Origin of the sequence: Paraglaciecola sp. MB-3u-78, assembly GCF_002835935.1 — a bacterium.
Lineage (GTDB): Bacteria > Pseudomonadota > Gammaproteobacteria > Enterobacterales > Alteromonadaceae > Paraglaciecola.
The window spans coordinates 561,278-584,914 of record NZ_PJCF01000004.1 but is presented as its reverse complement, the minus strand read 5'-3'; the positions used below and the strand labels follow the sequence as shown (position 1 = coordinate 584,914).

The 23,637-nt window shown below is 41.1% G+C and carries 18 protein-coding genes; 16 read left to right on the top strand and 2 right to left on the bottom strand.

Features of this window, described 5'->3' with window-relative positions:
* Positions 1 to 67 precede the first annotated feature (67 nt).
* The 4 genes from CXF95_RS09335 to CXF95_RS29560 are packed head-to-tail and all read left to right on the top strand — an operon-like array spanning position 68 to position 7,854.
* Entirely contained in the window at positions 68 to 1,207 is a 1,140-nt protein-coding gene (locus CXF95_RS09335) for an efflux RND transporter periplasmic adaptor subunit (RefSeq protein WP_101198404.1), read from the top strand.
* Positions 1,208 to 1,217: 10 nt separating this feature from the next.
* Positions 1,218 to 4,583 carry an efflux RND transporter permease subunit gene (locus tag CXF95_RS09330; RefSeq protein WP_101198403.1) on the top strand — a complete coding sequence of 1,122 codons (3,366 nt, stop codon included), beginning with the start codon at positions 1,218 to 1,220 and terminating at the stop codon, positions 4,581 to 4,583.
* Positions 4,576 to 7,665 carry an efflux RND transporter permease subunit gene (locus CXF95_RS09325; RefSeq protein WP_101198402.1) on the top strand — a complete coding sequence of 1,030 codons (3,090 nt, stop codon included), beginning with the start codon at positions 4,576 to 4,578 and terminating at the stop codon, positions 7,663 to 7,665. Before CXF95_RS09330 ends, CXF95_RS09325 begins: the two co-directional genes overlap by 8 nt.
* Before the next feature lie 21 nt (positions 7,666 to 7,686).
* Entirely contained in the window at positions 7,687 to 7,854 is a 168-nt protein-coding gene (locus CXF95_RS29560) for a hypothetical protein (protein WP_157828118.1), read from the top strand.
* A 21-nt stretch (positions 7,855 to 7,875) separates the two neighbouring features.
* On the opposite strand, the gene CXF95_RS09320 is transcribed toward CXF95_RS29560, so the two are convergent.
* On the bottom strand, positions 7,876 to 8,274 hold the full coding sequence (locus tag CXF95_RS09320; protein ID WP_232787743.1) for a TerB family tellurite resistance protein: 399 nt from the start codon (positions 8,272 to 8,274) through the stop codon (positions 7,876 to 7,878).
* 132 nt (positions 8,275 to 8,406) lie between these two features.
* On the opposite strand from CXF95_RS09320, the gene CXF95_RS09315 reads away from it, so the two are divergent.
* From CXF95_RS09315 to CXF95_RS09305, 3 genes are all read left to right on the top strand, one after another.
* Entirely contained in the window at positions 8,407 to 9,423 is a 1,017-nt protein-coding gene (locus CXF95_RS09315; protein ID WP_101198401.1) for an aldo/keto reductase, read from the top strand.
* A gap of 1 nt (position 9,424) precedes the next feature.
* Complete coding sequence (locus CXF95_RS09310) at positions 9,425 to 9,925, top strand: RNA methyltransferase (protein ID WP_101198400.1); 501 nt, start codon at positions 9,425 to 9,427, stop codon at positions 9,923 to 9,925.
* Between the two features lie 137 nt (positions 9,926 to 10,062).
* Positions 10,063 to 11,235, top strand: coding sequence for a hydroxymethylglutaryl-CoA reductase (locus tag CXF95_RS09305; RefSeq protein ID WP_101198399.1), 1,173 nt, complete (start codon positions 10,063 to 10,065; stop codon positions 11,233 to 11,235).
* Positions 11,236 to 11,321: 86 nt separating this feature from the next.
* Here the strand turns inward: CXF95_RS09305 and CXF95_RS09300 are convergent, their stop codons facing one another.
* Positions 11,322 to 13,469: a molybdopterin-dependent oxidoreductase gene (locus CXF95_RS09300; protein ID WP_198556538.1), complete on the bottom strand. Its 2,148-nt coding sequence runs from the start codon at positions 13,467 to 13,469 to the stop codon at positions 11,322 to 11,324.
* A gap of 235 nt (positions 13,470 to 13,704) precedes the next feature.
* Here CXF95_RS09300 and CXF95_RS09295 point away from each other — a divergent pair, with 235 nt between their 5' ends.
* From CXF95_RS09295 to CXF95_RS09255, 9 genes are all read left to right on the top strand, one after another.
* A complete protein-coding gene (locus CXF95_RS09295) occupies positions 13,705 to 15,003 on the top strand; it encodes an efflux RND transporter periplasmic adaptor subunit (RefSeq protein WP_101198397.1) in 1,299 nt (432 codons plus the stop codon).
* Positions 15,003 to 16,307, top strand: a complete 1,305-nt coding sequence (locus CXF95_RS09290; protein WP_101198396.1) for an ABC transporter permease — start codon at positions 15,003 to 15,005, stop codon at positions 16,305 to 16,307. The genes CXF95_RS09295 and CXF95_RS09290 overlap by 1 nt, the downstream gene beginning before the upstream one ends.
* A complete protein-coding gene (locus tag CXF95_RS09285) occupies positions 16,304 to 16,906 on the top strand; it encodes an ABC transporter permease (RefSeq protein WP_232787741.1) in 603 nt (200 codons plus the stop codon). Before CXF95_RS09290 ends, CXF95_RS09285 begins: the two co-directional genes overlap by 4 nt.
* Positions 16,907 to 16,954: 48 nt before the next feature.
* A protein-coding gene (locus CXF95_RS09280) for an IS3 family transposase (RefSeq protein ID WP_101198285.1) occupies positions 16,955 to 18,123 on the top strand; the annotation gives its coding sequence in 2 pieces (ribosomal slippage) (positions 16,955 to 17,201 and positions 17,201 to 18,123; 1,170 coding nt in all).
* Positions 18,124 to 18,158: 35 nt separating this feature from the next.
* Positions 18,159 to 18,833 (top strand): ABC transporter permease, encoded by a 675-nt coding sequence (locus CXF95_RS09275; protein ID WP_232787740.1) that lies wholly within the window; start codon positions 18,159 to 18,161, stop codon positions 18,831 to 18,833.
* A gap of 118 nt (positions 18,834 to 18,951) precedes the next feature.
* The gene (locus tag CXF95_RS09270; protein WP_101198395.1) at positions 18,952 to 20,244 is read left to right on the top strand and encodes an efflux RND transporter periplasmic adaptor subunit; all 1,293 of its coding nucleotides are present in this window, start codon (positions 18,952 to 18,954) and stop codon (positions 20,242 to 20,244) included.
* A 60-nt stretch (positions 20,245 to 20,304) separates the two neighbouring features.
* On the top strand, positions 20,305 to 21,012 hold the full coding sequence (locus tag CXF95_RS09265; protein ID WP_101198394.1) for an ABC transporter ATP-binding protein: 708 nt from the start codon (positions 20,305 to 20,307) through the stop codon (positions 21,010 to 21,012).
* 18 nt (positions 21,013 to 21,030) lie between these two features.
* Entirely contained in the window at positions 21,031 to 22,347 is a 1,317-nt protein-coding gene (locus CXF95_RS09260) for an ABC transporter permease (RefSeq protein WP_101198393.1), read from the top strand.
* A 29-nt stretch (positions 22,348 to 22,376) separates the two neighbouring features.
* Complete coding sequence (locus CXF95_RS09255; RefSeq protein WP_101198392.1) at positions 22,377 to 23,624, top strand: ABC transporter permease; 1,248 nt, start codon at positions 22,377 to 22,379, stop codon at positions 23,622 to 23,624.
* Positions 23,625 to 23,637 lie beyond the last annotated feature (13 nt).

Below are 23,637 nucleotides of genomic sequence, written 5' to 3'. Positions count from 1 at the left end.
AACTGATACTATACCCAGATATACTTACTCACTATTAACTTTAAATTTGCTTTTCAGGAAACCCAAAATGGAATCAATAATAAATAAAAAGGTTGGCCTTAGACTACTTTCGATACTGCCTATCCTGCTATCAGTTAGCCTGCTTAGTGGTTGTGGTGAAGCCGAGGCCTTAGATGAAGACACCCAAGAAGTCGTTATCTCGGTTCCAGTTGAAGTCGCACCATTGTCGATAGGTCATATTTCGTCAAATTATGCGACTACTGCGATTTTAGAAGCAAAAGAAGAAGCCTTTGTTGTGCCAAGAGCTTCAGGAATAATCGAGCATATTTATGTAGAAGAAGGCGACTATGTTGAAAAAGGGCAAATATTGGCGCAAATTGAACCCCGTCGTTATCACTTGAACCTCGACCGAGCAAAAGCAGATTTAGTAGGTGTTGAGAAAGAGTTGTCAAAGATTAATAAGGTATACAATAAGAAATTAGTCAGTGACGATACTTATGACAAACTGACCGCTCAATATGAATCAGCTAAAGCCACTCGCTCTCTTGCCGAGCTGGATTTAAAGGAAGCAACTATAACAGCGCCTATATCCGGTTATATTGCTGAACGAAATGCAAAAGTAGGTAATCTAAGTGAGTCTTTTCAACGTGAAAGAATGTTCCATATCGTTCAACAAAAAGAACTATATGGAATTGTCTATTTACCTGAAAAGGAGCTATCTAAAGTGCATAAAGAACAACAAGCATCTTTAGACTTAACTGCTTTTGATGGTGACGATATTCTTGCCTTTGTCGAACGTATTAGTCCAGTTATTGATTCAAAAACCGGGACGTTTAAAGTCACATTACGAGTACCTAATCCTGATAACTTACTCAAATCAGGGATGTTTGCTCAAGTTAAACTAAATTACGACACCAAACAAAATGTGGTGCTCCTTCCACGAAAAGCGTTACTTGCTATAGACGATAGTATCAATGTGTTTGTGGTTAAAGATGGCATTGCAAGTAAAATGGCCGTCACTGTTGGTTATCAAGAGGGTGAAGTGGTAGAAATATTAAGTGGCTTATCAGGTACTGAAAATGTGGTTATCACAGGGCATCAAAACCTTAGGGATCAGGCCCCTGTTGAAATTGTCAATAATGACGATAGCCAAAGCGAAACTGTAGAACTTGCTCAGAAAACATCCAGTCAATTAACTAAAGGTTAAGGGGCGTCTTATGAACATTGTTGAGATTGCGGTCAAACGGCCAGTCACAGTATGGATGTTTACCTTTGCAGTTATTTTATTTGGTATGGTTTCATTATCGCGTCTGGCGATAAACCTGTTACCGGAATTGTCCTACCCTACCCTGACTATCCGCACAGATTATATTGGCGCAGCACCGGGCGAAATAGAACAACTGGTATCCAAACCCATTGAAGAAACTATAGGTGTGGTTAAAGGTGTACGCACCGTCACTTCAACTTCAAAAGCCGGTCAATCTGATGTGTTACTTGAGTTTGAGTGGGGCACAGATATGGACTTAGCCAGCCTTGAGGTACGGGAAAAACTAGACACGCTACAATTACCCTTGGATATAAAAAAGCCATTATTATTACGCTTTAATCCTAGCTTAGATCCAGTCATGCGTTTTGGCTTAGGAGGTGCCAAAGTTGTCAATGACGCAAATGCCACAACAGGTTCAAAGCCCCTAGCAACAAAAGACAGTCAGCAAATAGCCTTAACTGACCAAGGTATTAAAGCACTACGGATATACGCCGAAGAACAAATTAAGCGGCAACTCGAATCAGTAGTGGGTGTGGCATCGGTTAAAGTAGGTGGTGGTTTAGAAAATGAAATTCAGGTACTGGTTGACCAACAAAAAACCAGTCAGTTGAACATCACTGTTAGTGAGGTTATTAAACGTTTAAAAGATGAAAACGTCAATTCCTCTGGTGGCCGAGTAAAAGATGGCTCACAAGAGTATTTAGTGCGCACCTTAAATCAATTTCAAACCTTAGACGAGATACGTGATCTGTTTATCGCTAATCGAGAAGGCAGAAATATTCGTTTAGGTGACATTGCCACAGTGCAAGATGCTCACAAAGAGCCCACCTCTATGAACCGTTTTAATGGTTTTGAAGGCGTAGAAATAGCGATTTATAAAGAAGGCGATGCGAACACTGTACAAGTAGCCGAAAATGTACAGTTTCGCATTGCTCAATTGCAAGATGACATACCCAGTCAATATCAGTTGCAGTTGGTATACGATCAATCTAGGTTTATTGCCAGTGCAATTAACGAAGTAAAATCAGCCGCTGTTATTGGTGGTTTGCTGGCTATGTTGGTGTTGTATCTGTTTTTGAAAAACATTTGGTCAACATTGATTATTTCTATTTCCATTCCTGTCTCAATTATTGCCACATTTAATCTTATGTATGGCAATGATATTAGTTTAAATATTATGAGTTTAGGGGGTATCGCGCTGGCTATTGGCCTACTTGTCGATAACTCCATAGTAGTGTTAGAAAACATTGCTCAGCATAAAACTAAAACCAAAAATTTCAAACAGGCTGCAATCATCGGTACCAAAGAAGTATCCATGGCCATCATCGCATCAACATTAACAACCATGGCCGTATTTTTTCCATTAGTCTTTGTTGAAGGCATAGCCGGCCAGCTGTTTAGCGACCAAGCCTTAACCGTTACTTTTGCCTTGGCTGCATCGCTAGTCGTAGCTCTAACATTGATACCTATGTTGGCCGCAAGAGAGAAATCCACAGATGAGACACAAAATAAACCAACCTTAGATTTAGGTGGAAGCCTCGAAAAAACTCTTCCAACAACCAAGACAGGCTGGTTTTTTCATTATTTATCACTGCCAGTGTATTGGCTAGTTCAATTGATTTTCCATTTTATACCCTTTGTTATTACGTCCTTAATCGTTTTGTTATTCAGACTATTAAGTAAAGTATTTGGTACTTTGTTCCAGCCCTTATTATGGATATTTGACAAAAGTTTTAAACAAGTCGAAAAAACCTACTTGGCTGCGCTTAAACAGGCATTAGGTATTCGCCTGTTGGTTGTGACTGCGGTGATTGCGGTTTCTTTGGCGTCAGTGTTGTTATTACCTAAGCTAGGTATGGAGTTGATCCCAGATATGTCTCAAGGTGAGTTTTATGTGGAAATCAACTTACCCACAGGCTCCCAATTAGAAAATACCGACCGCGTAATTGCTGGCTTAGCTAACTTTACAGCTGACCTTGAAGGCGTAGAGCGCACCTATGCTTTAGCGGGGACAGGAAGTTTAATGAATGTATCAGCCAGTCAAGGTGGTGAATATTGGGGCAAATTAAATGTGGTGATGCAAACCGATAGCTCTGCTGCGACAAATCAACTAGTGATGGACAAAATGCGCGGTTATTTGTCACAACAAGCGGGGGTTCAGAGTAAATTTGGTAAACCTGCATTGTTTACTTTTGCTACACCTTTAGCGGTACAAATCGTGGGTTATGATCTTGAAAATTTGAGTAAATACAGTCAAAAGATGGCAACTATCATGCAAAGTGATAAACGGTTCGCCGATGTGAAGTCCTCATTACAATCAGGTAATCCAGAACTTAAAATAAAATTCGACCATGGAAAGCTCGCCCAGCTTGGTATCAATGCACCCGATGTGTCTAAACTTATTTCTGCAAAAATTGGCGGAGAAGTAGCGACAAAATACAGTATTGAAGACCGCAAAGTCGATATCCTCGTCAGAACCATTGAAAAACAACGGGATTCTATTGCTGATATTGGCCAAATGATCGTTAATCCAGGTGCTAGACCCTCTATCCCTTTGGCAGCAGTGGCAGACATAAGTATGTCAATTGGTCCAAGTGAAATCACCCGAATAGGTCAAGAACGGGTTGCAGTAGTTTCAGCCAATTTAAATTATGGTGATTTAAACGAAGCGGTATTAGCCGTACAACAACATATCGATACGTTAAAATTGCCTTTAAACATGCAAGCTAAAGTAGCCGGACAAAGTGAAGAAATGGAAAACAGTTTTCAATCTTTACAGTTTGCCTTAGCACTGGCGATATTTTTAGTGTACCTGGTCATGGCCTCTCAATTTGAGTCATTATTACACCCATTACTGATTTTATTTACTGTGCCTTTAGCTTGTGCAGGGTCTATTTATGGATTGTACCTGTCAGGCACTAATATCAGCGTAGTGGTCTTTATTGGGCTAATTATGCTAGCAGGTATTGTAGTGAATAATGCCATAGTATTAATCGACCGAATTAACCAATTGCGTGCCTCTGGACTAGAAAAAACCGCGGCTATCATCGACGCCGCACAAAGTCGCCTACGACCGATTTTAATGACCACTCTTACGACCTCATTAGGGTTACTACCTATGGCAGTCGGGTTAGGAGAAGGGGCTGAAATTCGTACACCTATGGCCATCACTGTTATTTATGGTTTACTTTTTGCCACCCTTCTAACCTTATTTTTTATCCCTGTAATCTACAGTTTATTTGACCGTAAGCAGTTTGAAAAACAATCAAAGGAATTGCCAATAAGTACAGATGATGGGGAGACAATGTATGGATAAGTTCGAAAGTGCGGGATCTGCATTAGCGGATTTTGCCATACGACGCCCAGTCACTATTATGATGTTGTTTTTATCTATGTTGGTATTTGGCATTATATCCAGTCAGCTATTACCACTGGAAAAATTCCCCAGCATTGATATTCCGGAAATATCTATTCGTATTCCTTACAATGATGCGACACCGGTGGAAGTGGAGAAAATGATCACTCGGCCAGTAGAAGAAGCTTTAGCTACTATGTCTGGCATCAAACGTTTGCGTTCTCGTTCTTCTGAAGAAGGTGCTGAAATTCAATTGCAGTTTGCTTGGGATGAAAATCTAAAAGCCAAAGGCATTGAAGCAAGAGAAAAAATAGATGCCATAAGGGCAGACTTGCCTGACGATGTAGAACGGATATTGGTATATCAATTTAACACCAACGACATGCCCATTTTTTCATTGCGAGTGTCTAGCGAACGTGACCTTTCTAGCGCCTACGACTTACTTGAGCGGAACTTAAAGCGGCCAATAGAAAGAGTGGCGGGCGTGTCTAAAGTCGAACTTTACGGAGTCACAAAAAAGCAAATATCTATTCGTTTAGATCAACAACTGATGGCAGCGCTGCAAGTTGATACCAATGAATTGGCGAGCTCTTTAAGTGATGCCAACTTTTCCCTTACAGCAGGCAGTTTTATTGACTCTGATATTGAGCAAAAAATCACAGTCAATCCTCAGGGTGAGTTTACTAGCTTGCAGGAAATCCGTGACCTGATGGTTAAAAAGGGCGTGCACCTTAGCGATATTGCTTTAGTAAAATACGAAAAACCAAAGCGCACTGAAGGTCGTCATTTGGATCAGTCCTATGCAGTAGGATTTAACATTTTTCGCGAATCGACCAGTAATATGGTTGAGGTATCCAGTCAAGTGTTAAAGGTGATTGAAGATGCTAACTCAAACCCAGCTTTTAATGGCATCCACTTATTTATTATGCAGAACGAAGCAGAGAGTGTAACCGAGTCTCTTTCCGACTTACTCAATGCCGGTATGATTGGCGCATTATTATCACTACTTGTTCTTTACGCCTTTCTACGTAATGTAACGAGTACCTTATTAGTGGTGTTATCTGTGCCTTTTAGTATTTGTATTACCTTAGGTTGCATGTACATGATGGGTTATACCATCAATATTCTATCTATGATGGGACTGATGTTGGCGGTAGGCATGTTGGTAGATAATGCTGTGGTGGTGACAGAAAGTATCACACAAGAAAAGGAGAAAAATCCAGATGTTATTGCCGCCACAAAAGCCGGGGTGGGTAAAGTAAGCTTAGCCGTCATCGCTGGAACTATCACTACTGCTATCGTTTTTTTACCAAATATTGTCGGCGCTAAGGTCAACATCACTATCTTTTTAGAACATGTTGCCATTGCAATCTGTATCTCATTATTTGCATCGTTATTGATTTCTCAAACTCTGATCCCACTACTTTCAACCAAAATTAAAACCAAAGTAGCTAAAAACGGCAACAACAAACAACCGAAACCACCTGGGAAAATGGCTACTTGGTATAAACATATTCTTACTTGGTCCCTTAACAACCAAGGAAAAACCAGCTTAATTGCTATTTTGATCCTTGCAAGTACAGCACTGCCAATGCAACACGTTACCAGTGATGATGATAACAATGACGACCAAAGCCGAGTGTGGATGAACTATGACATTCAAGGTAGTTTTAGTTTGGAAGAAGTGGAAAAAACGGTGAGTAAAATGGAGAAATACCTGTATGCCAATCAGGAGAAATTTCATATCAAACAGGTTTACACCTATTACACCGCGGGTTTTGCTGTATCAGGAATTACCCTAATTGATGATCTGCCCGTGTCCCAGTCAGAAGTAAAAAAACAAATCACTGATAACTTGCCGAAATTTGTCAGGGCGAAACCTTCGTTCCAGTGGGATCAAGGAAACGGCGGTGGCATTCAAATGACTCTTATAGGCGACTCTTCTGAGAGACTTGGCCAAATAGCGGAACAAATCATTCCAATATTGGCCAATGTAGCAGGGCTGTCAGAAGTCAAAACCGATACCAGTCGTCAAAAACAGGAATTACAGATCGTCATAGACAGGCAAAAAGCATTTCGTTTTGGGCTGAATACCAGCGATATTTCTCGCGTTGTATCTACCGCGTTGCGGGGGGCAAACCTGCGTACTTTCCGCTACGGTGATAGCGGTGAGATAGGCATTCGTTTAATGTACGACCAAGAATTGCAAAATTCAGTAGACGCTCTCAAGAATTTAACTATCACTCGTGAGTCAGGCCAAAATGTCACATTAGATATGATTGCTAAATTAGAGGTCAAACCAAGACTCTCTGAAATTAACCGTAGCTATCGCCAAACTTCTATTACCATTGGCGGCAATTTACAAGACGGTTTTACCTTGGAAGATGCTCAAAAAAGTATTGAAGGTGTGATGCAACATATTAAATTACCCACAGGTTATGATTGGACATTTGATGGCAGCATTAAACGCCAAAACCAAAACGAAGATGCCATGCAAACCAATATGTTATTAGCCTTAATCATGATTTACATTGTGATGGCGGCTTTGTTTGAGTCATTACTGTTACCTACCGCTGTCATCACTTCACTGTTGTTTTCAATGACAGGGGTATTTTGGGCCTTATTTGCAACCGGTTTAGATATGTCGATTATGAGTATGATTGGTATGTTAATACTAATGGGAATAGTGGTGAACAACGGCATTGTGCTGGTGGATAGGATAAATCAGCTAATCAATATTGGTTACGGGGTGCAACAAGCGATCATCGAAGCCTGTTTAACGCGCGTTAGGCCAATACTGATGACAGTGGCCACCACTGTATTAGGCTTAGTGCCATTGGCAATAGGCAGTACCCGAATTGGTGGCGATGGCCCACCCTACTCGCCCATGGCCATTTCAATTATTGGTGGTTTGATATTTTCTACATTAACCAGTTTGGTATTAGTGCCACTCGCTTATTTATTACTGCTAAAACTCAGAGCAAAAACCACTGAAATGATCACTAACAGTAAACGTATGGTTAATCGCATCATAAGCATTTGAAAAACAGAGGAAGAGAACATCATGAATAAATTAAGCCGCTGGATTGTGTTGCCACTACTAGCGATAGCCGCTATTTTTTTCTATAGTATTGGTAACACTTCCAGTCTAATTATGTTTTTGATCCTTGGCTTTATGTTTGAACTAGACTTTAGGTTAAAGGCATTCCCTAGAAAAAACAACAAGCGTTAAACACCATCAATACTTACAACTTTATTTCTCCAAGACCTCAGACAACAGGTTAATAGCCTGTTGTTCTGCTGCATCTAGCTCACCATCCGCAATAGCAACATCCCTAACTAACTGCATAGCTTGTTGTTTCATGTCATTATCAATCAACAATTTGGCTCTGTGGGTTAAATAATCGTCTACTGTGTTAGTTTTAATAGCGGCATAACATTTCAGCAAGATGGTGGTGTAATATTCTTCTTTAGTCACATCCGCAGTCCACTCAATTTTATCTAACCAATTTCGCATAAATTGTGTTTCTTGTTCAGTGATCACTCCATCAGCAACAATCAGGAATAACACTAAATCAAACAACGCCTCACGTTGTTGTTGATCTTGGCAATGCCCCATATCTATGGACTGTATAAACGCATCAAATTTCATTTGTTACTCCTTTAAAATAGAATACTCAATCACATTGAATTCGGATTTATCCTAAGCATTGAATACATGTAAATTGAGAATTAGTTTACTTTGGTTTAGGCTAGCTCAAATTTTTATACAGTGGAACTCTTAATGATAAAAACTGATCCTAATCCGCAATATTTAGCCGCTAGTAATAGATATGAAAACATGTCCTATGGCCGATGCGGTAAAAGCGGTCTTAAATTACCCGCCTTATCGTTAGGATTATGGCAAAATTTTGGTGCTGTAGACTCGAGTCAAAATGCTCAAAACATGTTACATCGTGCCTTTGATTTAGGCATTAATCATTTCGATTTAGCCAACAATTATGGCCCTCCCTTTGGTTCTGCAGAATCGACATTTGGTCAGGTTATGGCCAAAAGTTTTAAGCCCTATCGCGATGAAATATTGGTATCCAGTAAAGCAGGATACGATATGTGGGCTGGACCTTATGGCATGGGTGGTTCACGTAAATATTTGATTGCCAGCTGTGACCAAAGTCTCAAACGCACCGGTCTGGATTATTTTGATGTGTTTTATTCACACTGTTATGACCCCGACACACCACTTGAAGAAACCATGCAAGCGTTAGACTATATTGTGCGTTCCGGTCGTGCCATGTATGTGGGAATTTCTAGCTATTCACCGGTTCATACCAAACAAGCCATGCGTATTTTACAAGATTTAGGCACACCTCTGCTTATTCACCAGCCTAGTTATAATATGTTTGATAGATGGATAGAAGACGGATTGACAGAGGTTTTGTTAGAGGAAGGAGTTGGCTCAATTGTATTCTCGCCATTGGCCCAAGGTATTTTAACCAATAAATATCTTAAAGGTGTTCCTCAAGGGTCACGCGCGTCACGCAGTGATCAAATTTATTTAACCGAAGACAATATCAGCCAAGAGAAAGTCACCAAAGTCATGCAACTTAATGAACTCGCCGTACAAAGAGGACAATCCCTTGCACAAATGGCGGTGGCTTGGGTACTTAACAATCAAGCTGTCACTAGCGCTATTATTGGCGCGAGTAAAGTCAGTCAAATTGAAGACTGTGTGGCAGCTTTAGATAATTTAGCATTTACTCAACAAGAATTAATCAACATCGACAATATACTAGGACAGTAACTTGCCAATACACTTAGCTATTATTAATCCCAAAAGCCCACAAAACATGGGCAGCATTTTGCGTGCTGCCGGTTGTTATCAAGCACAAAGCATTCGTTATACAGGCGAGCGTTATGCGCGGGCCAAAGCATTCCAAACCGACACCAAAAATGTACATTTAAATATTAAGGTCAGTCATGTTGATGAGATCATTTGTACAACAACAGACACAAATCTTACGAAAGTAGCAGTAGAACTGGTAGAAGGCGCAACACCACTGCCTAATTTTATTCATCCTGAAAATGCCTTATATATATTTGGCCCTGAAGATGGGTCAATTGAGCAAGAGATAGTGGATCAATGTGATCATGTGGTATATATCCCTACTGTCGGCTGCATGAATCTGGCAGCTACAGTCAACGTATTACTCTACGACCGCTTGGCTAAAACCACACAAATGCCCCTAGACGATGAAGTGATAAAGAATAGCCGAGATACCAATAACCGTACAAAAGCAAAGTAGACCCATTAATTAAATACTAACTATTTGATTTTCATCATCACATTTCCTTTGTCATCTCTAGCTAACCGTGTGAATATTAAAAAAACAATCTGTACATTTTGTAATTAATTCTCACAATAAAATAGAAGGAATAGCTAATGAGTGATGATAACCGCATCCCACGTAATTCAGAAAATGACCACACTAGTGAAATGGCCGAGGTCCGCAGACAATTTATTAAACAAAAAACGGGTGCAGAGCTGACCCATACAGGCCAATTTAGTATCGACCCTGCAGTGTTACCAGGCAACATCGAAAACTTTATCGGTATAGTGCAAATGCCAGTTGGTGTGGCAGGACCCATTCTAGTGAATGGTGAACATGCAAAAGGGGAGTTTTACGTTCCTCTTGCCACCACTGAAGGTACATTGGTTGCCAGTTATAGTCGTGGAATGCGCGTGATCAATGAATGTGGTGGAGTAAAAACCACTGTTGTTGAGGGTTTTATGCAACGGGCGCCCGCTTTTATCTTTAAAGATGCACGGGAAGCGAGAGACTTCGGTCATTGGATAGAAGAAAATTTTGACAAAATCAAAGCAACTGCAGAAACCACTACTAGTGTCGGTAAGCTTGAACATATTCAGCAATGGTCGGTGTCTAAGACGAAATATTTACGTTTTAACTACACCACAGGCGATGCTGCTGGGCAAAACATGGTAGGTAAGGCAACTTTAGTAGCCTGTGAATGGATCAAAGCCAATTCGCCTATTCCTTGTATGTATATGTTATCCGGCAATATGGACACAGACAAAAAACACTCTCACCTCAATATGTTGCATTCAAGAGGCAAGCGAGTAATTGCTGAGGTAGTACTTAAAAAAGAAGTACTAGCCCGCGTCATGAAAGTCGATACCAAAATGCTTGCTGCCGCATCAGTATTAGCTAACACTGGTGCACAAATGGCAGGGGCCGCATATAACGGTCCACACTCAGCCAATGGCATAGCATCTTTATATATTGCCACAGGTCAAGATGAAGCAAACGTTGTGGAATCTCACGCAGGTATGTTGTCACATGAGTTATTGGACAACGGCGATTTGTATATGTCGGTCACATTGCCATCACTTATAGTTGCTACATTTGGTGGTGGAACAGGGCTACCCACACAAAACGAATGTTTACAAATGTTAGGTTGTGTAGGAAAAGGCAAAGCCGAGAAGTTTGCAGAAATTGTTGCGGCAACCGTTCTGGCTGGTGATATTTCCTTAGGTTGTGCAGTTATTGCAGGCCATTGGGTGAGTAGTCATGACCAGATGGGTAGAAATAGATAATTTCTATCTTTGATATTTAATAAAGAACTTAAATAAAAAGCCCGGTGATTTTCCGGGCTTTTTTATGTTTAACCTTTTATGAGTAGCTAGGCTGCCCGAATTGTCACTGGCACACCATTTAAAACAGCATTGCCCGATAACTCATCCAGCACCATTTCATCGGTTAAATCATTCACACTCACACCTGCATGTTGCTCAGCCGTTTTCCATTGGCTGCCTTTTTTATTGTGTCCCCAACCGTGAGGAATAGAAATCACTCCAGGCATGATTTTATCGGTAATTTCTGCAGGCAAAGAAACTTGCCCTACCCTAGAAATGACGGTAATCATCTGATGGTCTTGAATATTATGTTTACCCGCATCATCAGGATGAATTTGCGCCGTACACCTCGACCAACCATTATTAGTGCCTTTCACCATACGTTGGCTGTTGTGTAACCAAGAATTATTGGTTTTAAGGTGCCTACGACCAATCAATTGCAAACTGTCATCATTCGGTTTTTCAGAAGAAAAGAAGTGTTTGTCTAGGCGGGTTAAATCAGCCATAAAGTACTCAAAGCTTAAGTTGATTTTTTTATCATTATGAAAAATAGCTTCGGGTAAATCAGGTTGCAGGGGTCCAAGATCAATTCCATGAGGTTTTTTCAATAATAAATCAATACTCAACACTTCGTCTTCATGACGATAACGACCACTTTTTAGTAAGTCATCCACTACCCCCTTAGGTTCTTTCTCCCAAAGAGTTTGATACTTATCTGTAGGTAAACCATTTAACTTATCCAAGCGCTCAGCTAAACCAAGGTATATTTGCCAATCGGTTTTGCTGGTTTCAGCAGGAGGGAAAATAGCCGGTGAAAACTTGGTACTATTTCTGACTGCAAAATTATGGAAAACGATATCGTAGTGATCGCGCTCTAAGGCCGTTACCGGGGGTAAAATAATGTCAGCATGGCGTGAGGTTTCAGTAATATAGAAATCCACTGCCACAACAAAGTCTAAATTCTCAAAGGCTTTATCTAACTGCTGGCCATTAGGTGTGGTCAAAATTGGGTTACCCGCTCCTATTACCATGGCTTTAATTTGCCCTTCGCCTTCGGTAAGCATTTCTTCGGCTAAAGCTGATACTGGAAATTCACCCGCAAATGCAGGCAAATGACGCACTCTTGTATGGAAATTTGCAATAGACCCTCGACCTGAATGGGGTAAAAAATCGGCAGCGGGCTGGGTAAACATCATGCCGCCTTGCCTGTCTAAATTACCTGTAAGCATGTTGAACAACATGATCAAATATTGAGTAAGCGTGCCAAAAGCTTGCACACTGGCTCCCATTCGCCCGTAACACACCGCTGGCCCTGCAGTGCAGAATGATTCAACCAAACCAATAATCTGAGATTCGCTCATGCCAATAAGTTTAGCCACTCGTTTGGCAGGATAGTCCCCCACGTATTTTTCAACAGTTAATAAATCAGGAGCAAAATCTAATAATACATCAGCTGAAACAAGGTTTTTCTGAAACAAAGTATGCAGCATCCCAAGCATCAGCAGAGCGTCAGTGCCCGGTTTTATAAAGTGATGTTCGCTACTCATGTCAGCAGTTTCGGACTTTTTAGGGTCAATTACTACCACTTTGCCGCCACGGGCTTGAATAGCTTTTAATCTGCGTTTGATATGTGGCACCGTCATTATGCTGCCATTCGAAGCCAACGGATTGCCCCCTATAATCATAAAATGTTGGGTATGATCAATATCCGGAATGGGAATTTGTGACTGATGACCAAATAGTTGGCGACTCACAATATGGTGCGGCAGTTGATCGACTGAGGTCGCTGAATAGCGATTATGTGATTTCAGAGCTCGGTAGAAATAAGGCCCGAATAAAATGGATCCCATGTTATGAGCATTGGGGTTGCCAAGATAGGTAGCAACAGATTCAGTTCCGTGTTTTTGTTGTACATCAAACAAACTACTTGCCACTTTATCTAAGGCATAATCCCAAGATACTTGTTTCCACCCTGTTCCATCAGCAGATTTTTCAATAGGTGTACGAATACGTTCAGGATCCTCATACAAATCTTTTAATGCCATTGCTTTAGGGCAAACATGCCCCTCACTGAAGGGATTTAACTTGTCACCTACAATTGACAATATGTCTCTGTCTTGCGTGGTTACCTCTATGCCACACATGGCTTCACATAAGGTACAAGTTGAATAATGTTTTTGTTTTTCAGTCGGCATAATTGATGTCACAAAATTGTTAATGACTGAAATTTAGCGATTAACGCTGTTATACACAAGCATCATTGTTAGTTATACCCATACCAACTCAAGATGCGCATATTGAGGTGGTATGGGTATATGTTTTCGAGTACTTAAGTTTGTACACTAGACACAATCGTATAACTATTTTACCCTGTATAAAAAGTTCAGTAGCTGGTTATTGCTTTAGTCATATCACTTCCAAGGAACCTAGTTGAAAATAACTGACACCAGTGCTCAAGACACTGTTATTGCCCCTAAAAAATCAGCAAAGAACTATATGCTAGTCGGATTGTTATTTTTAGCTCTATGCATTGCACTAACTATGCTTTATCCCTATTTTTCCCGTTGGTCTGACTCTTCAATGTCAGTGCCGTCTGATCGCATTCGTATTGGCACAGTAAAGCGTGGTGATTTTGTTCGAGACTTGTCTATTCAAGGGCGAGTTGTGGCGGCAATCAGCCCTAAATTGTATAGCCCAGCACAAGGCACCATCACTTTTTTAGTCGATGCTGGAGACTCAGTTATACAAAATCAAATACTGGCCACAATCGATAGCCCAGCGTTATCCAATCAACTCAAACAAGAACAGTCCACCTTACAACGATTGCAGTTTGAGCTAGACAGACAAAGGATCCAAAGTAAAAAACAAGTATTAGAAAACCAAAAATCCTCAGACTTGGCTAACGTATCTTTAACTGCTGCAGATAGAGAAAAGCGCAGAGCTGATCAAGCCTATCAAAGTCATTCCATTAGCCAGATTGATTTTGAAAAAGCCCAAGACGACTTAGAAAACGCCAAGTTAGTTTATAAACATTCAGTCAAAGATGCCAAATTGAATATCGAAAGTCTCGAGTTTGAAGTGCAAACAAAACAGCTACAGGTAGACAGACAAGCTTTAGAGGTAAATGAATTATCTAGGCAAGAAACTGATCTCACCCTGCTCTCTCCTGTTAATGGGATAGTGGGTAATTTAGCGGTAGAGCAAAAAAACCAAGTCGGTAAAAACCAGGGGATTATGAGTGTAGTTGATTTAACTGAATTTGAGTTGGATGTGGATATTCCAGAAAGTTACGCCGACGATTTAGCCATAGGCATGGTGGCTGAAGTCAATTTAAATGGACAGACCCATCAAGCTATTTTAGTGACTATTTCTCCTGAAATAGAAAACAATCAAGTAACAGGACGAGTGCGTTTTGCCAAAACCGACTCGAATGCTAATCCACTATCTCCTCCAACAGGGTTAAGACAAAATCAACGTTTAACCACGCGTATATTAATGGAAAGTAAACAAGATGTGCTGTTGGTAGAGCGTGGCCAATTTTTACAAAGCGCCAATGGCAGTATTGCATACGTGGTAAAAGACGGACTGGCAATTCGCACTCCAATCAAAACGGGGGCCCGCAGTTTATCTGTGGTAGAAGTGCTTAATGGATTAACCGAAGGGCAACACATTATTATCTCAAGCACCGACCAATTTAATGGAGCGAAAACGGTGTTGATCAGTCAGTAATGTTTAATTATTACTTGGCACTTTCACTAAAAAGCATAAGCCGTCAGAAAAGCTTAAGCCTATTGATATCAACTACGCTGGGAATCGGTATCGCGGCATGTATGATCACTTATTCGCTGATCCATTTAATGTCCAAAGACCCTTTACCTAATAAAAGTGAGAGGGTTTACCATATCCAATTAGATAATTGGAATCTCAACTCAGCTGCAATTTCACCGGACTTACCACCCGAAGAAGTCACCTGGCGTGATGCCATGAATATCGTGCATGCCAAGCAAGCTAAATATCAAGCTGCCCATGCCATAACGTGGGGAATGGTTACTCCAGCTGATAAAAATGTCCCGCCTTTTCTGGGCATCGTCAGAGCCACACAAGGGGAATTTTTTCCCATGTTTGAGGTACCCTTTTTATATGGGCAGGGTTGGCAAAATTACCCTGCCAATCATGTTGAATACGTGGCTGTTTTGAGTAAGTCCACTAATCAACGGATCTTTGGAGGTGTTAATTCTGTAGGCCAAACATTACCCATGTTAGGTAAGTTATTCAGAGTTGTTGGCGTATTAGATGAATGGCACCCCAGCCCAAAGTTTTTTGATATGTCGTTCGGGGCATTTTATCAACCCGAGGACTTATACGTGCCATTACAAATTAAAGCCGAACTTGAACTTCCTCACGGCGGCAGCTCTAATTGTTGGGAAACGGATATAGGTGAGGAATATCAAGCTTTTCTTAACTCTGAATGTGTCAACTTTAATCTTTGGATTGAATTAGCCAGTGATCAAAGTAAACAGCAGTTTGAACATTATTTGCAGACCTATGTTGAACAGCAAAAAGCACTCGGCCGCTTTCCTAAAGTTACCAATAATATCGTGCTAAATATAAATCAATGGCTTGCACACAAGGAAGTGGTTGGTTCAGATATGTACCTGTTCTTTTACTTAGGCTTGTTATTTTTACTGGTGTGTTTGTTCAACGCAGCCAGCTTAATGAGCACAAAATTTACGGCAAAAAATAGTGAAATCGCTCTCAGAAGAGCATTAGGCGCAAACCAGCAGGCTATTTTTTTCCAATGCCTGACAGAAACAATCATATTGGGTTGTTTAGGAGCACTGATAGGTTTAGTGCTTTGTCTGTTTGGGCTTGAGGGTATCAAGTACCTTTACCCTAACTTCAGTGCATTTGTGTATCTCGATATGCCTTTAATGCTGATGACTGTGGGAATAAGTATTCTATCTAGTGTCTTAGCAGGTTTACTACCCAGCATTAAAGTGTGTATTTTAGCGCCTGCGGAATATATAAAATGAATCTGAATGTTAAAGCCCATCTGAATCGCTTACATTTTGCACGTATTGCATTCAGACCTATGGTGAGCACATTGCTCAGGCAAAAATTTGCATTCACTATGCTGGTGTTACAAATTGCACTTACCTTAGCCGTTATCAGTAATGGGCTATTTATTGTCTCCCAACGTTTAGAAATATTACAACGACCAAGTGGTATCGACGAGCCTCATATTTTTGTATTAACCAGCTCTGGATTCACTGAAAATTTTAACCCAAAAGCCAGCATACAGTCTGATTTAGCACAATTGAGACAGATGCCAAATATTATAAACGCAGTCGCAACCTACTCTTTTCCGTTCAGTGGTAGCAGTGATTGGGACGAATTACAAACCGTTGCAGGAAGCGATAAAAATACGATCCCCGCTGCAAGTTACAAATTAGACAAACACGGCATAGACGCACTAGGGCTATCACTTATTGCCGGAGAAAATTTCACCTCGAGCGAGGTACGTTGGCAAACAGAAAGTAATAAAACATTCCCAAGTGTTGTCATCATAACCAGTGATGTGGCAACAGACTTATTCAATACCTCAAACTGGGCATCTGACGTGGTTAACTAGATCCGACTACCTCAGTTAAGACATAATAAGCTTAACTGGAGATAGATAATGACAGCACGTAAGAAATACTCAAAAGAATTTAAATTGGATGCCATCGCATTGGTGGTAGAGCAAAAATACAGTCGAGTCGAGGCCGCTAGGAATTTAGGCCTCAGTCCTCAGATACTCGGTCGTTGGCTCAAAGAGGCCGAAGACGATGATGGTCATGCTTTTCGAGGTAACGGCACCCTGACACCCGAACAAGCCGAAATCCGCAGCTTGAAGGGGCAAGTCAAGCGTCTCGAAATGGAGCGTGAAATATTAAAAAAAGCGACGGTCTTCTTTGCCAAAGAAACGAAGTGAAGTATTCGTTTATTACCCGATATAAGAAGACCTGGCCTGTGCGCTTAATGTGCAGGCTGCTCGGTGTACAAAGTAACAATTATTACAGTTATCAGAAGCGTCAAACGAATAAACCTGATGATCTAACGCATCAAGAGATGCTGGAATGGGTAAAGGATATCGCCAAGTTCAGCGATAATACCTATGGCGAACGACGCATTCAAAAAGTATTGAATGCGCTGAGCTTTCCTGTGAGTCGCAGGAAAACAGCCCAATTGATGAAAGAAGCAGGCGTGTGGGTGCGGTATAAAAAGAAATATAAAGCCACCACCAACAGTGACCATAAAAAGCCTATTTATGACAATGTACTTAAGCAAGACTTTGTAGCACAAAAGCCTGACCAAGCTTATGTGCAAGATATCACCTACGTTTGGACATCAGAAGGCTGGTTGTATTTAGCTGTGGTGATTGATTTATATTCACGCAAAGTCGTGGGTTGGAGTATGAGTTCAAGAATGAAGGCCAGTTTAGTCTGTGACGCATTAACCATGGCGATATGGCAACGACAACCGAAAGCAGGATTGATTGTGCATTCAGATCAAGGCGTACAGTACGCCAGCAAAGCTTATCGACGCCTTATAAAGACATATGGTTTTGTAGGGAGCATGAGTAAAAAAGGATGTTGCTGGGACAATGCTGTAGCAGAAAGTTTCTTTGGAAGCCTAAAACAAGAGCGGGTGCATTGGCGCAATTACTCAACACGATTTAGCGCCCAACAAGATATATTGAATTACATGACCATGTGGTACAACAGCCATAGACTTCATTCGTACTTGGATTACCAAAGTCCTAATGACTTTGAAAGAGAAAACAATGAATTACAAAAAGTAGCTTAACTAAGGTGGTCGTATTAGGTTGACCACGTCAATCTGTGGTTGGTAAAACAATTTATATTAATTCAGTACATAGCGCGGTTATTAAAGGGATTGTAGAGCAACTACAAGCACCTTGGGACCCAGTAGGACAAATTGAAAACAGTATTATCTACCCTAGAGTGATTACGCGTAACTCCGCACGTTACCTAATTCGCACTAAACCCAGTATGTTACAGGCAACCATTGCCGATACTGAGCAGTACTTAGCGATGAGCAACCAGCAACGGATGATCCGCAAAGTACAAACTATAGAAACCATTAAAAAACAAGTATATGGACCAGATATTGCTGCCATTACAATTTTGTTGGTGGTCATGACAGCCCTGACTATTATTGCCGCTATGGGGATAGCAGGTATGACTAGTTTTAATGTCCTTAAGCGACATAAACAAATCGGCATTAGGCGCGCACTAGGTGCAACTAAAATAGATATTCTTAATCAGTTTTTTATTGAAAATATTATACAAACCACTTGTGGTATTTTTATGGGTTGTTTACTAGCGGTAGGTCTTAATATCTTTTTGGTAGCTCAATATGCCTTACCTAAGCTACCTTTAGGTTATATTTTTATAGCGGTATTTTGTTTGTATGTATTAGGCATATTGGCAACGTTAAAACCCGCATTAAAAGCCATGAATGTTTCTCCTGCTCAGGCGACAAGAAGCCAATAGCTTAGGTTAAAATATCGTCTTAAAAAGTCAGCGACAATAATTATTTTTATCTTTTTTAAACCTTTTTGATTATTGCTTCGACATAGAAAGTGATTGTTTAAAAATTTCAGGGATACAGATGAAAATTGCAGACACCAGCGGTCAAGATACCGCTGTCTTAAAAACATCCAATAACAAATCCAAATGGATAGCATTAGGTTTCATTTTAATTGCGGTGTTGGTATACGTCACCCTTGCACCCACAATCAGCAACTGGTCCAACTCAGACGTCAGCATTTCTGCACAAAGAGTACGTTTAGCGACTGTTACCCAAGGTGACTTTGTTCGCGACTTATCCGTTCAAGGACGCGTAGTAGCCGCTGTCAGCCCTAAGTTATATAGTCCTGCACAAGGCACTATTTCGTTTGAAGTAGATGCAGGCGATACTGTACTCAAAGGTCAAGTCTTAGCTACCATTGATAGCCCTGAGCTAACCAATCAGCTCAAACAAGAGCAATCAGCCTTGCAACGTTTACAAATGGAACTAGACAGACAAAAAATCCAATCCAGTAAACAAGCACTGGTTAATCAAAAAGCGGTAGATTTGGCTAAAGTGTCGCTGACTGCAGCAGACAGAGAAAAGCGCCGAGCTGATAAGGCATTTGCAAGCCAATCTATCAGTCAAATTGACTTTGAGAAAGCCCAAGACGATTTAGAAAACGCGCGTTTAGTATTTAAACATTCTGTCAAAGACGCTGAACTAAATTTAGAAAGCTTAGAGTTTGAGGTAAAAACCAAACGCCTATTTGTAGAGCGCCAAAAGCTTTTAGTAGCCGAACTTAGCCGCCAAGTAGACGAATTGACCTTACTGTCTCCCGTTAATGGCTTAGTAGGTAACTTGTCTGTTGAACAAAAAAATCAGGTAGCAAAAAACCAATCTATTTTAAGCGTGGTGGATTTATCTGAATTTGAAATAGAAGTGGATATCCCAGAAAGCTACGCCGACGACTTAGCCATAGGAATGGCGGCCCAAATAAACCTCAATGGTGAAACGCATTCAGCAAAACTCGTGACCATCTCACCTGAAATTGAGAACAATCAAGTTACGGGCAGAGTGCGTTTCATCTCCCTTTCTAATGGCGGTATTAGTCAACCACAAGGGTTGCGTCAAAATCAACGTCTAACGACCCGCATTCTGATGGAACATAAACAAGATGTGCTAATGGTACAGCGTGGACAATTTTTGGAAACCGGGAATGGCAGAGTCGCTTATATAGTCAGAAATGATATGGCGGAACGCACTCCTATTGCCACTGGAGCACGCAGTTTGTCTAGTGTGGAAGTGCTGAACGGCCTTTCATTAGGCGATACCATCATAGTTTCAGGTACGGACCAATTTAACGGCGCACAAAGTGTGCTCATTACTCAGTGATTTATAAACGAATAGTAAAATACTCATTACAATTACAATTAAAATTTGGGAACAATTCTTATGTTAAAAATGACAGATGTAAAAAAGGTATTTCGCACCGATTTAGTTGAAACCCATGCCTTGCGGGATTTTAACTTACATGTGGGTGAAGGTGACTTTGTGGCTGTGACCGGCCCTTCAGGATCCGGAAAAACCACATTCTTAAATATCGCGGGACTGCTTGAAACTTTTAACGGCGGTACCTACGAACTAGACGGCCAAAACGTCAGTAATTTAAATGACAAAAAACGCAGCCAACTCAGAAACGAAAAAATTGGCTTTATTTTTCAAAGCTTTAATTTGATACCTGATCTCAATTTATTCGACAACGTCGACGTACCTTTGCGTTATCGCGGATTTAACAGTGCAGAACGTAAAAAACGTATCGAAAATAGCTTAGAAATGGTTGGGCTAGCTCAGCGTATGAAACACCTACCCTCGCAACTTTCTGGTGGACAACAACAGCGGGTCGCCATTGCTAGAGCATTGGCAGGCGAGCCTCGCTTTTTGTTAGCTGATGAGCCAACTGGAAACTTAGATACCCAAATGGCTAACAGTGTTCTGGACTTATTAAAAAGCATTAACGCTGCAGGCACTACTATTATCATGGTGACCCATGATGGGCACTTAGCTAAGCAAGCTAGGCGAAATATTTATGTGCGTGATGGCAAAGTCAGCGAAATTAATGAAGTTGATATCGCCATGCCAACACAACTTGCTGCCGTCTAACGCTTAGGAGCAACCAATATGTTTGGTTATTATATAAAACTAGCGATAAAAAGTGTAAAACGTAATCCCATCTTAAGTTTGCTGATGATCACCGCGATTGCCTTGGGTATTGGTGCCAGCATGACCACGATCACGGTTAACTATCTGATGTCTGCGGATCCAATTCCACACAAAAGCCATCAATTATTTCATATACAAGTAGATAGCTGGGATCCCAACAATGCGTTTAATGATGATGATGAAGCTCTTCCGAATCAGCTAACTTGGACAGATGCGACCAACTTCACTCTCGCTAAAAAAGCACTACGCCAATCTGCTATGGGTAGGTCTGGTGGCATTATTGAACCTCCTGGTGACGATGCTAAACCATTTGAAGCCTCCATTAGACTGGCTTACACCGATTTCTTTGGCATGTTTGATGTGCCCTTTATTTTTGGTAACCCATGGGATAGCCGCTCGGACACCAATCGAGAACAAGTGATAATACTCAGCAAACGAACTAACGAAAGCGTGTTTGGCGGTGAAAACTCAGTAGGTAAAACTATTGTGGTTGCTGGCAGAAGTTTTCAAGTTGTTGGCGTGATAGACGATTGGCAACCTATACCCAAGTTTTATGACGTTAATAACGGCGCATTTAACGAAACCGAAGAGTTGTTTATGCCCTTCACGCTCAAAGAAGAATTGGAGCTGCCAAACTGGGGTAACAACAACTGCTGGAAAAGCCCTGACGGTGAAGGTTATAAAGCATTTTTACAATCGGAATGTATTAACACTCAGATGTGGGTTGAGCTGCCAAACGCAACAGCAAAAGCTGAATATATGGACTATTTGAATAACTATGTGATGGAACAAAAAGAACTCGGCCGATTCCCCCGCCCCCTTAAAAATCGCTTATCAAACGTGATGCAGTGGATGGAAAGACAAGAAGTGGTGGAAGAAGACGCCAAGATGATGATGTGGCTTTCCTTTATGTTTTTGTTGGTATGTTTACTGAATACCATTGGTTTGTTGTTGGCCAAGTTCACGGGAAAATCGGCTGAAATTGGTTTGCGCTTAGCATTAGGCGCATCAAAATCTGACTTATTCAAACAACACTTAGTTGAAACCGCGATGATAGGTTTGTTAGGTGGTTTCGCAGGACTTGGCTTTGCCGTTCTTGGTTTACTAGGTATTAAGAGCCTGTACGGCGACTTTGTAGATGACTTAGCCACCTTAGACATAAGCATGATTTTAGTCGCCCTTAGCATTGCTTTGGTATCTAGTATTGCCGCTGGTTTATATCCTACTTGGCGAGCTTGTAACATCGCCCCAGCCAGCCAATTAAAAAGCCAATAGCGCCGGTCGGCCAATAAAGGAACCAGAACATGTCAAATACTCACACTAGCACCTCAATCAATTGGGAAATTGGGCCTATTTTTCGCGCCATGTTACGTAATAAAGTAGGTGCCATATTAATCGCGCTGCAAATAGCGGTGACTATGACCATAATCGTCAATTCGGTATACATCATAGTAGAGCGCAGTAAAGAAATGCAGCGAGATAGCGGCATTGATAATGAAAACAGCTTTTACTTAACCAGTGTAGGTTTTACTGAAAACTTTAATACGCCTGTTACCGTTGAAGAGGATCTAAATGCATTACGTGCCCTGCCCGGCATCGTAGACGCAATTCAGATTAACGCAGTGCCCAACAGCGATAGCGGTTGGTCTATGGGCCTAAAAACCCAACCCGGGGTTGAACATGACGGCGTTGGCACTGCTGTATACATGGTTGATGAGCACGGTCTCAATGCCTTAGATGTAGAGATTATCGCAGGTGAAAACTTTGCTCAAACAGACATTGGTATGCGGGTTGTTGGGCAAGTCAAATGGCCTGATAAAACCATATTGACCAAAGCTATGGCTGAAAACTTATTTCCTGATATTCCCTACGGGTCTGTTGTAGGTAAAACTGTCTATATTAATGACACTGAACCCATGATCGTGGTCGGAATTATTGATAAGTTACAAGCTCCTTGGGTCGGCTGGAACAATTTAGAAAATGTTATGTTGTCGCCAGAAAGAATGGACTATAAAGGCAGCCGCTACTTTATCCGTACCGAACCAGGTCAAAGAGACTCAGTAATGAAACAAGTGGAAGAATTGCTGGCCAACAGTAACAAAGGCCGATTAATTCAAAACATGCGTAGCATCGAAGAAACCCGAGAACGCAGCTACCGTGGGCATACTGCCATGATTAAAATCCTAACCACAGTGATGATCATTTTAACCATAGTCACAGCCTTAGGTATTGTAGGCTTAGCTAGCTTCAGTGTGAATCAACGTAAAAAACAAATCGGTACAAGACGCGCTTTAGGAGCAAGTCAGTCTGCTATTGTTCGCTATTTCATGTTAGAAAACTTCTTGATCAGTAGCATAGGCGTAATATTGGGAGCGGCACTCACCATTGGTTTAAATATCATACTAGTGAATACCTTTGGCCTAGATCGAATAGATTGGTTCTACATCCCTATTGGCATGTTGGTATTATGGATAGTTGGTCAAGGCGCAGTGTTTGGTCCCGCCAGAAAAGCCGCAAATATTCCACCGGCATTAGCCACTCGAACGGTTTAAACCTATTAGTCAT

Coding starts and splice junctions, on each gene's coding strand:
- CXF95_RS09335 (WP_101198404.1), top strand. CDS start 68: ATGGAATCAATAATAAATAAAAAGGTTGGCCTTAGACTACTTTCGATA.
- CXF95_RS09330 (WP_101198403.1), top strand. CDS start 1,218: ATGAACATTGTTGAGATTGCGGTCAAACGGCCAGTCACAGTATGGATG.
- CXF95_RS09325 (WP_101198402.1), top strand. CDS start 4,576: ATGGATAAGTTCGAAAGTGCGGGATCTGCATTAGCGGATTTTGCCATA.
- CXF95_RS29560 (WP_157828118.1), top strand. CDS start 7,687: ATGAATAAATTAAGCCGCTGGATTGTGTTGCCACTACTAGCGATAGCC.
- CXF95_RS09320 (WP_232787743.1), bottom strand. CDS start 8,274: ATGAAATTTGATGCGTTTATACAGTCCATAGATATGGGGCATTGCCAA.
- CXF95_RS09315 (WP_101198401.1), top strand. CDS start 8,407: ATGATAAAAACTGATCCTAATCCGCAATATTTAGCCGCTAGTAATAGA.
- CXF95_RS09305 (WP_101198399.1), top strand. CDS start 10,063: ATGAGTGATGATAACCGCATCCCACGTAATTCAGAAAATGACCACACT.
- CXF95_RS09300 (WP_198556538.1), bottom strand. CDS start 13,469: ATGCCGACTGAAAAACAAAAACATTATTCAACTTGTACCTTATGTGAA.
- CXF95_RS09290 (WP_101198396.1), top strand. CDS start 15,003: ATGTTTAATTATTACTTGGCACTTTCACTAAAAAGCATAAGCCGTCAG.
- CXF95_RS09285 (WP_232787741.1), top strand. CDS start 16,304: ATGAATCTGAATGTTAAAGCCCATCTGAATCGCTTACATTTTGCACGT.
- CXF95_RS09270 (WP_101198395.1), top strand. CDS start 18,952: ATGAAAATTGCAGACACCAGCGGTCAAGATACCGCTGTCTTAAAAACA.
- CXF95_RS09265 (WP_101198394.1), top strand. CDS start 20,305: ATGTTAAAAATGACAGATGTAAAAAAGGTATTTCGCACCGATTTAGTT.
- CXF95_RS09260 (WP_101198393.1), top strand. CDS start 21,031: ATGTTTGGTTATTATATAAAACTAGCGATAAAAAGTGTAAAACGTAAT.
- CXF95_RS09255 (WP_101198392.1), top strand. CDS start 22,377: ATGTCAAATACTCACACTAGCACCTCAATCAATTGGGAAATTGGGCCT.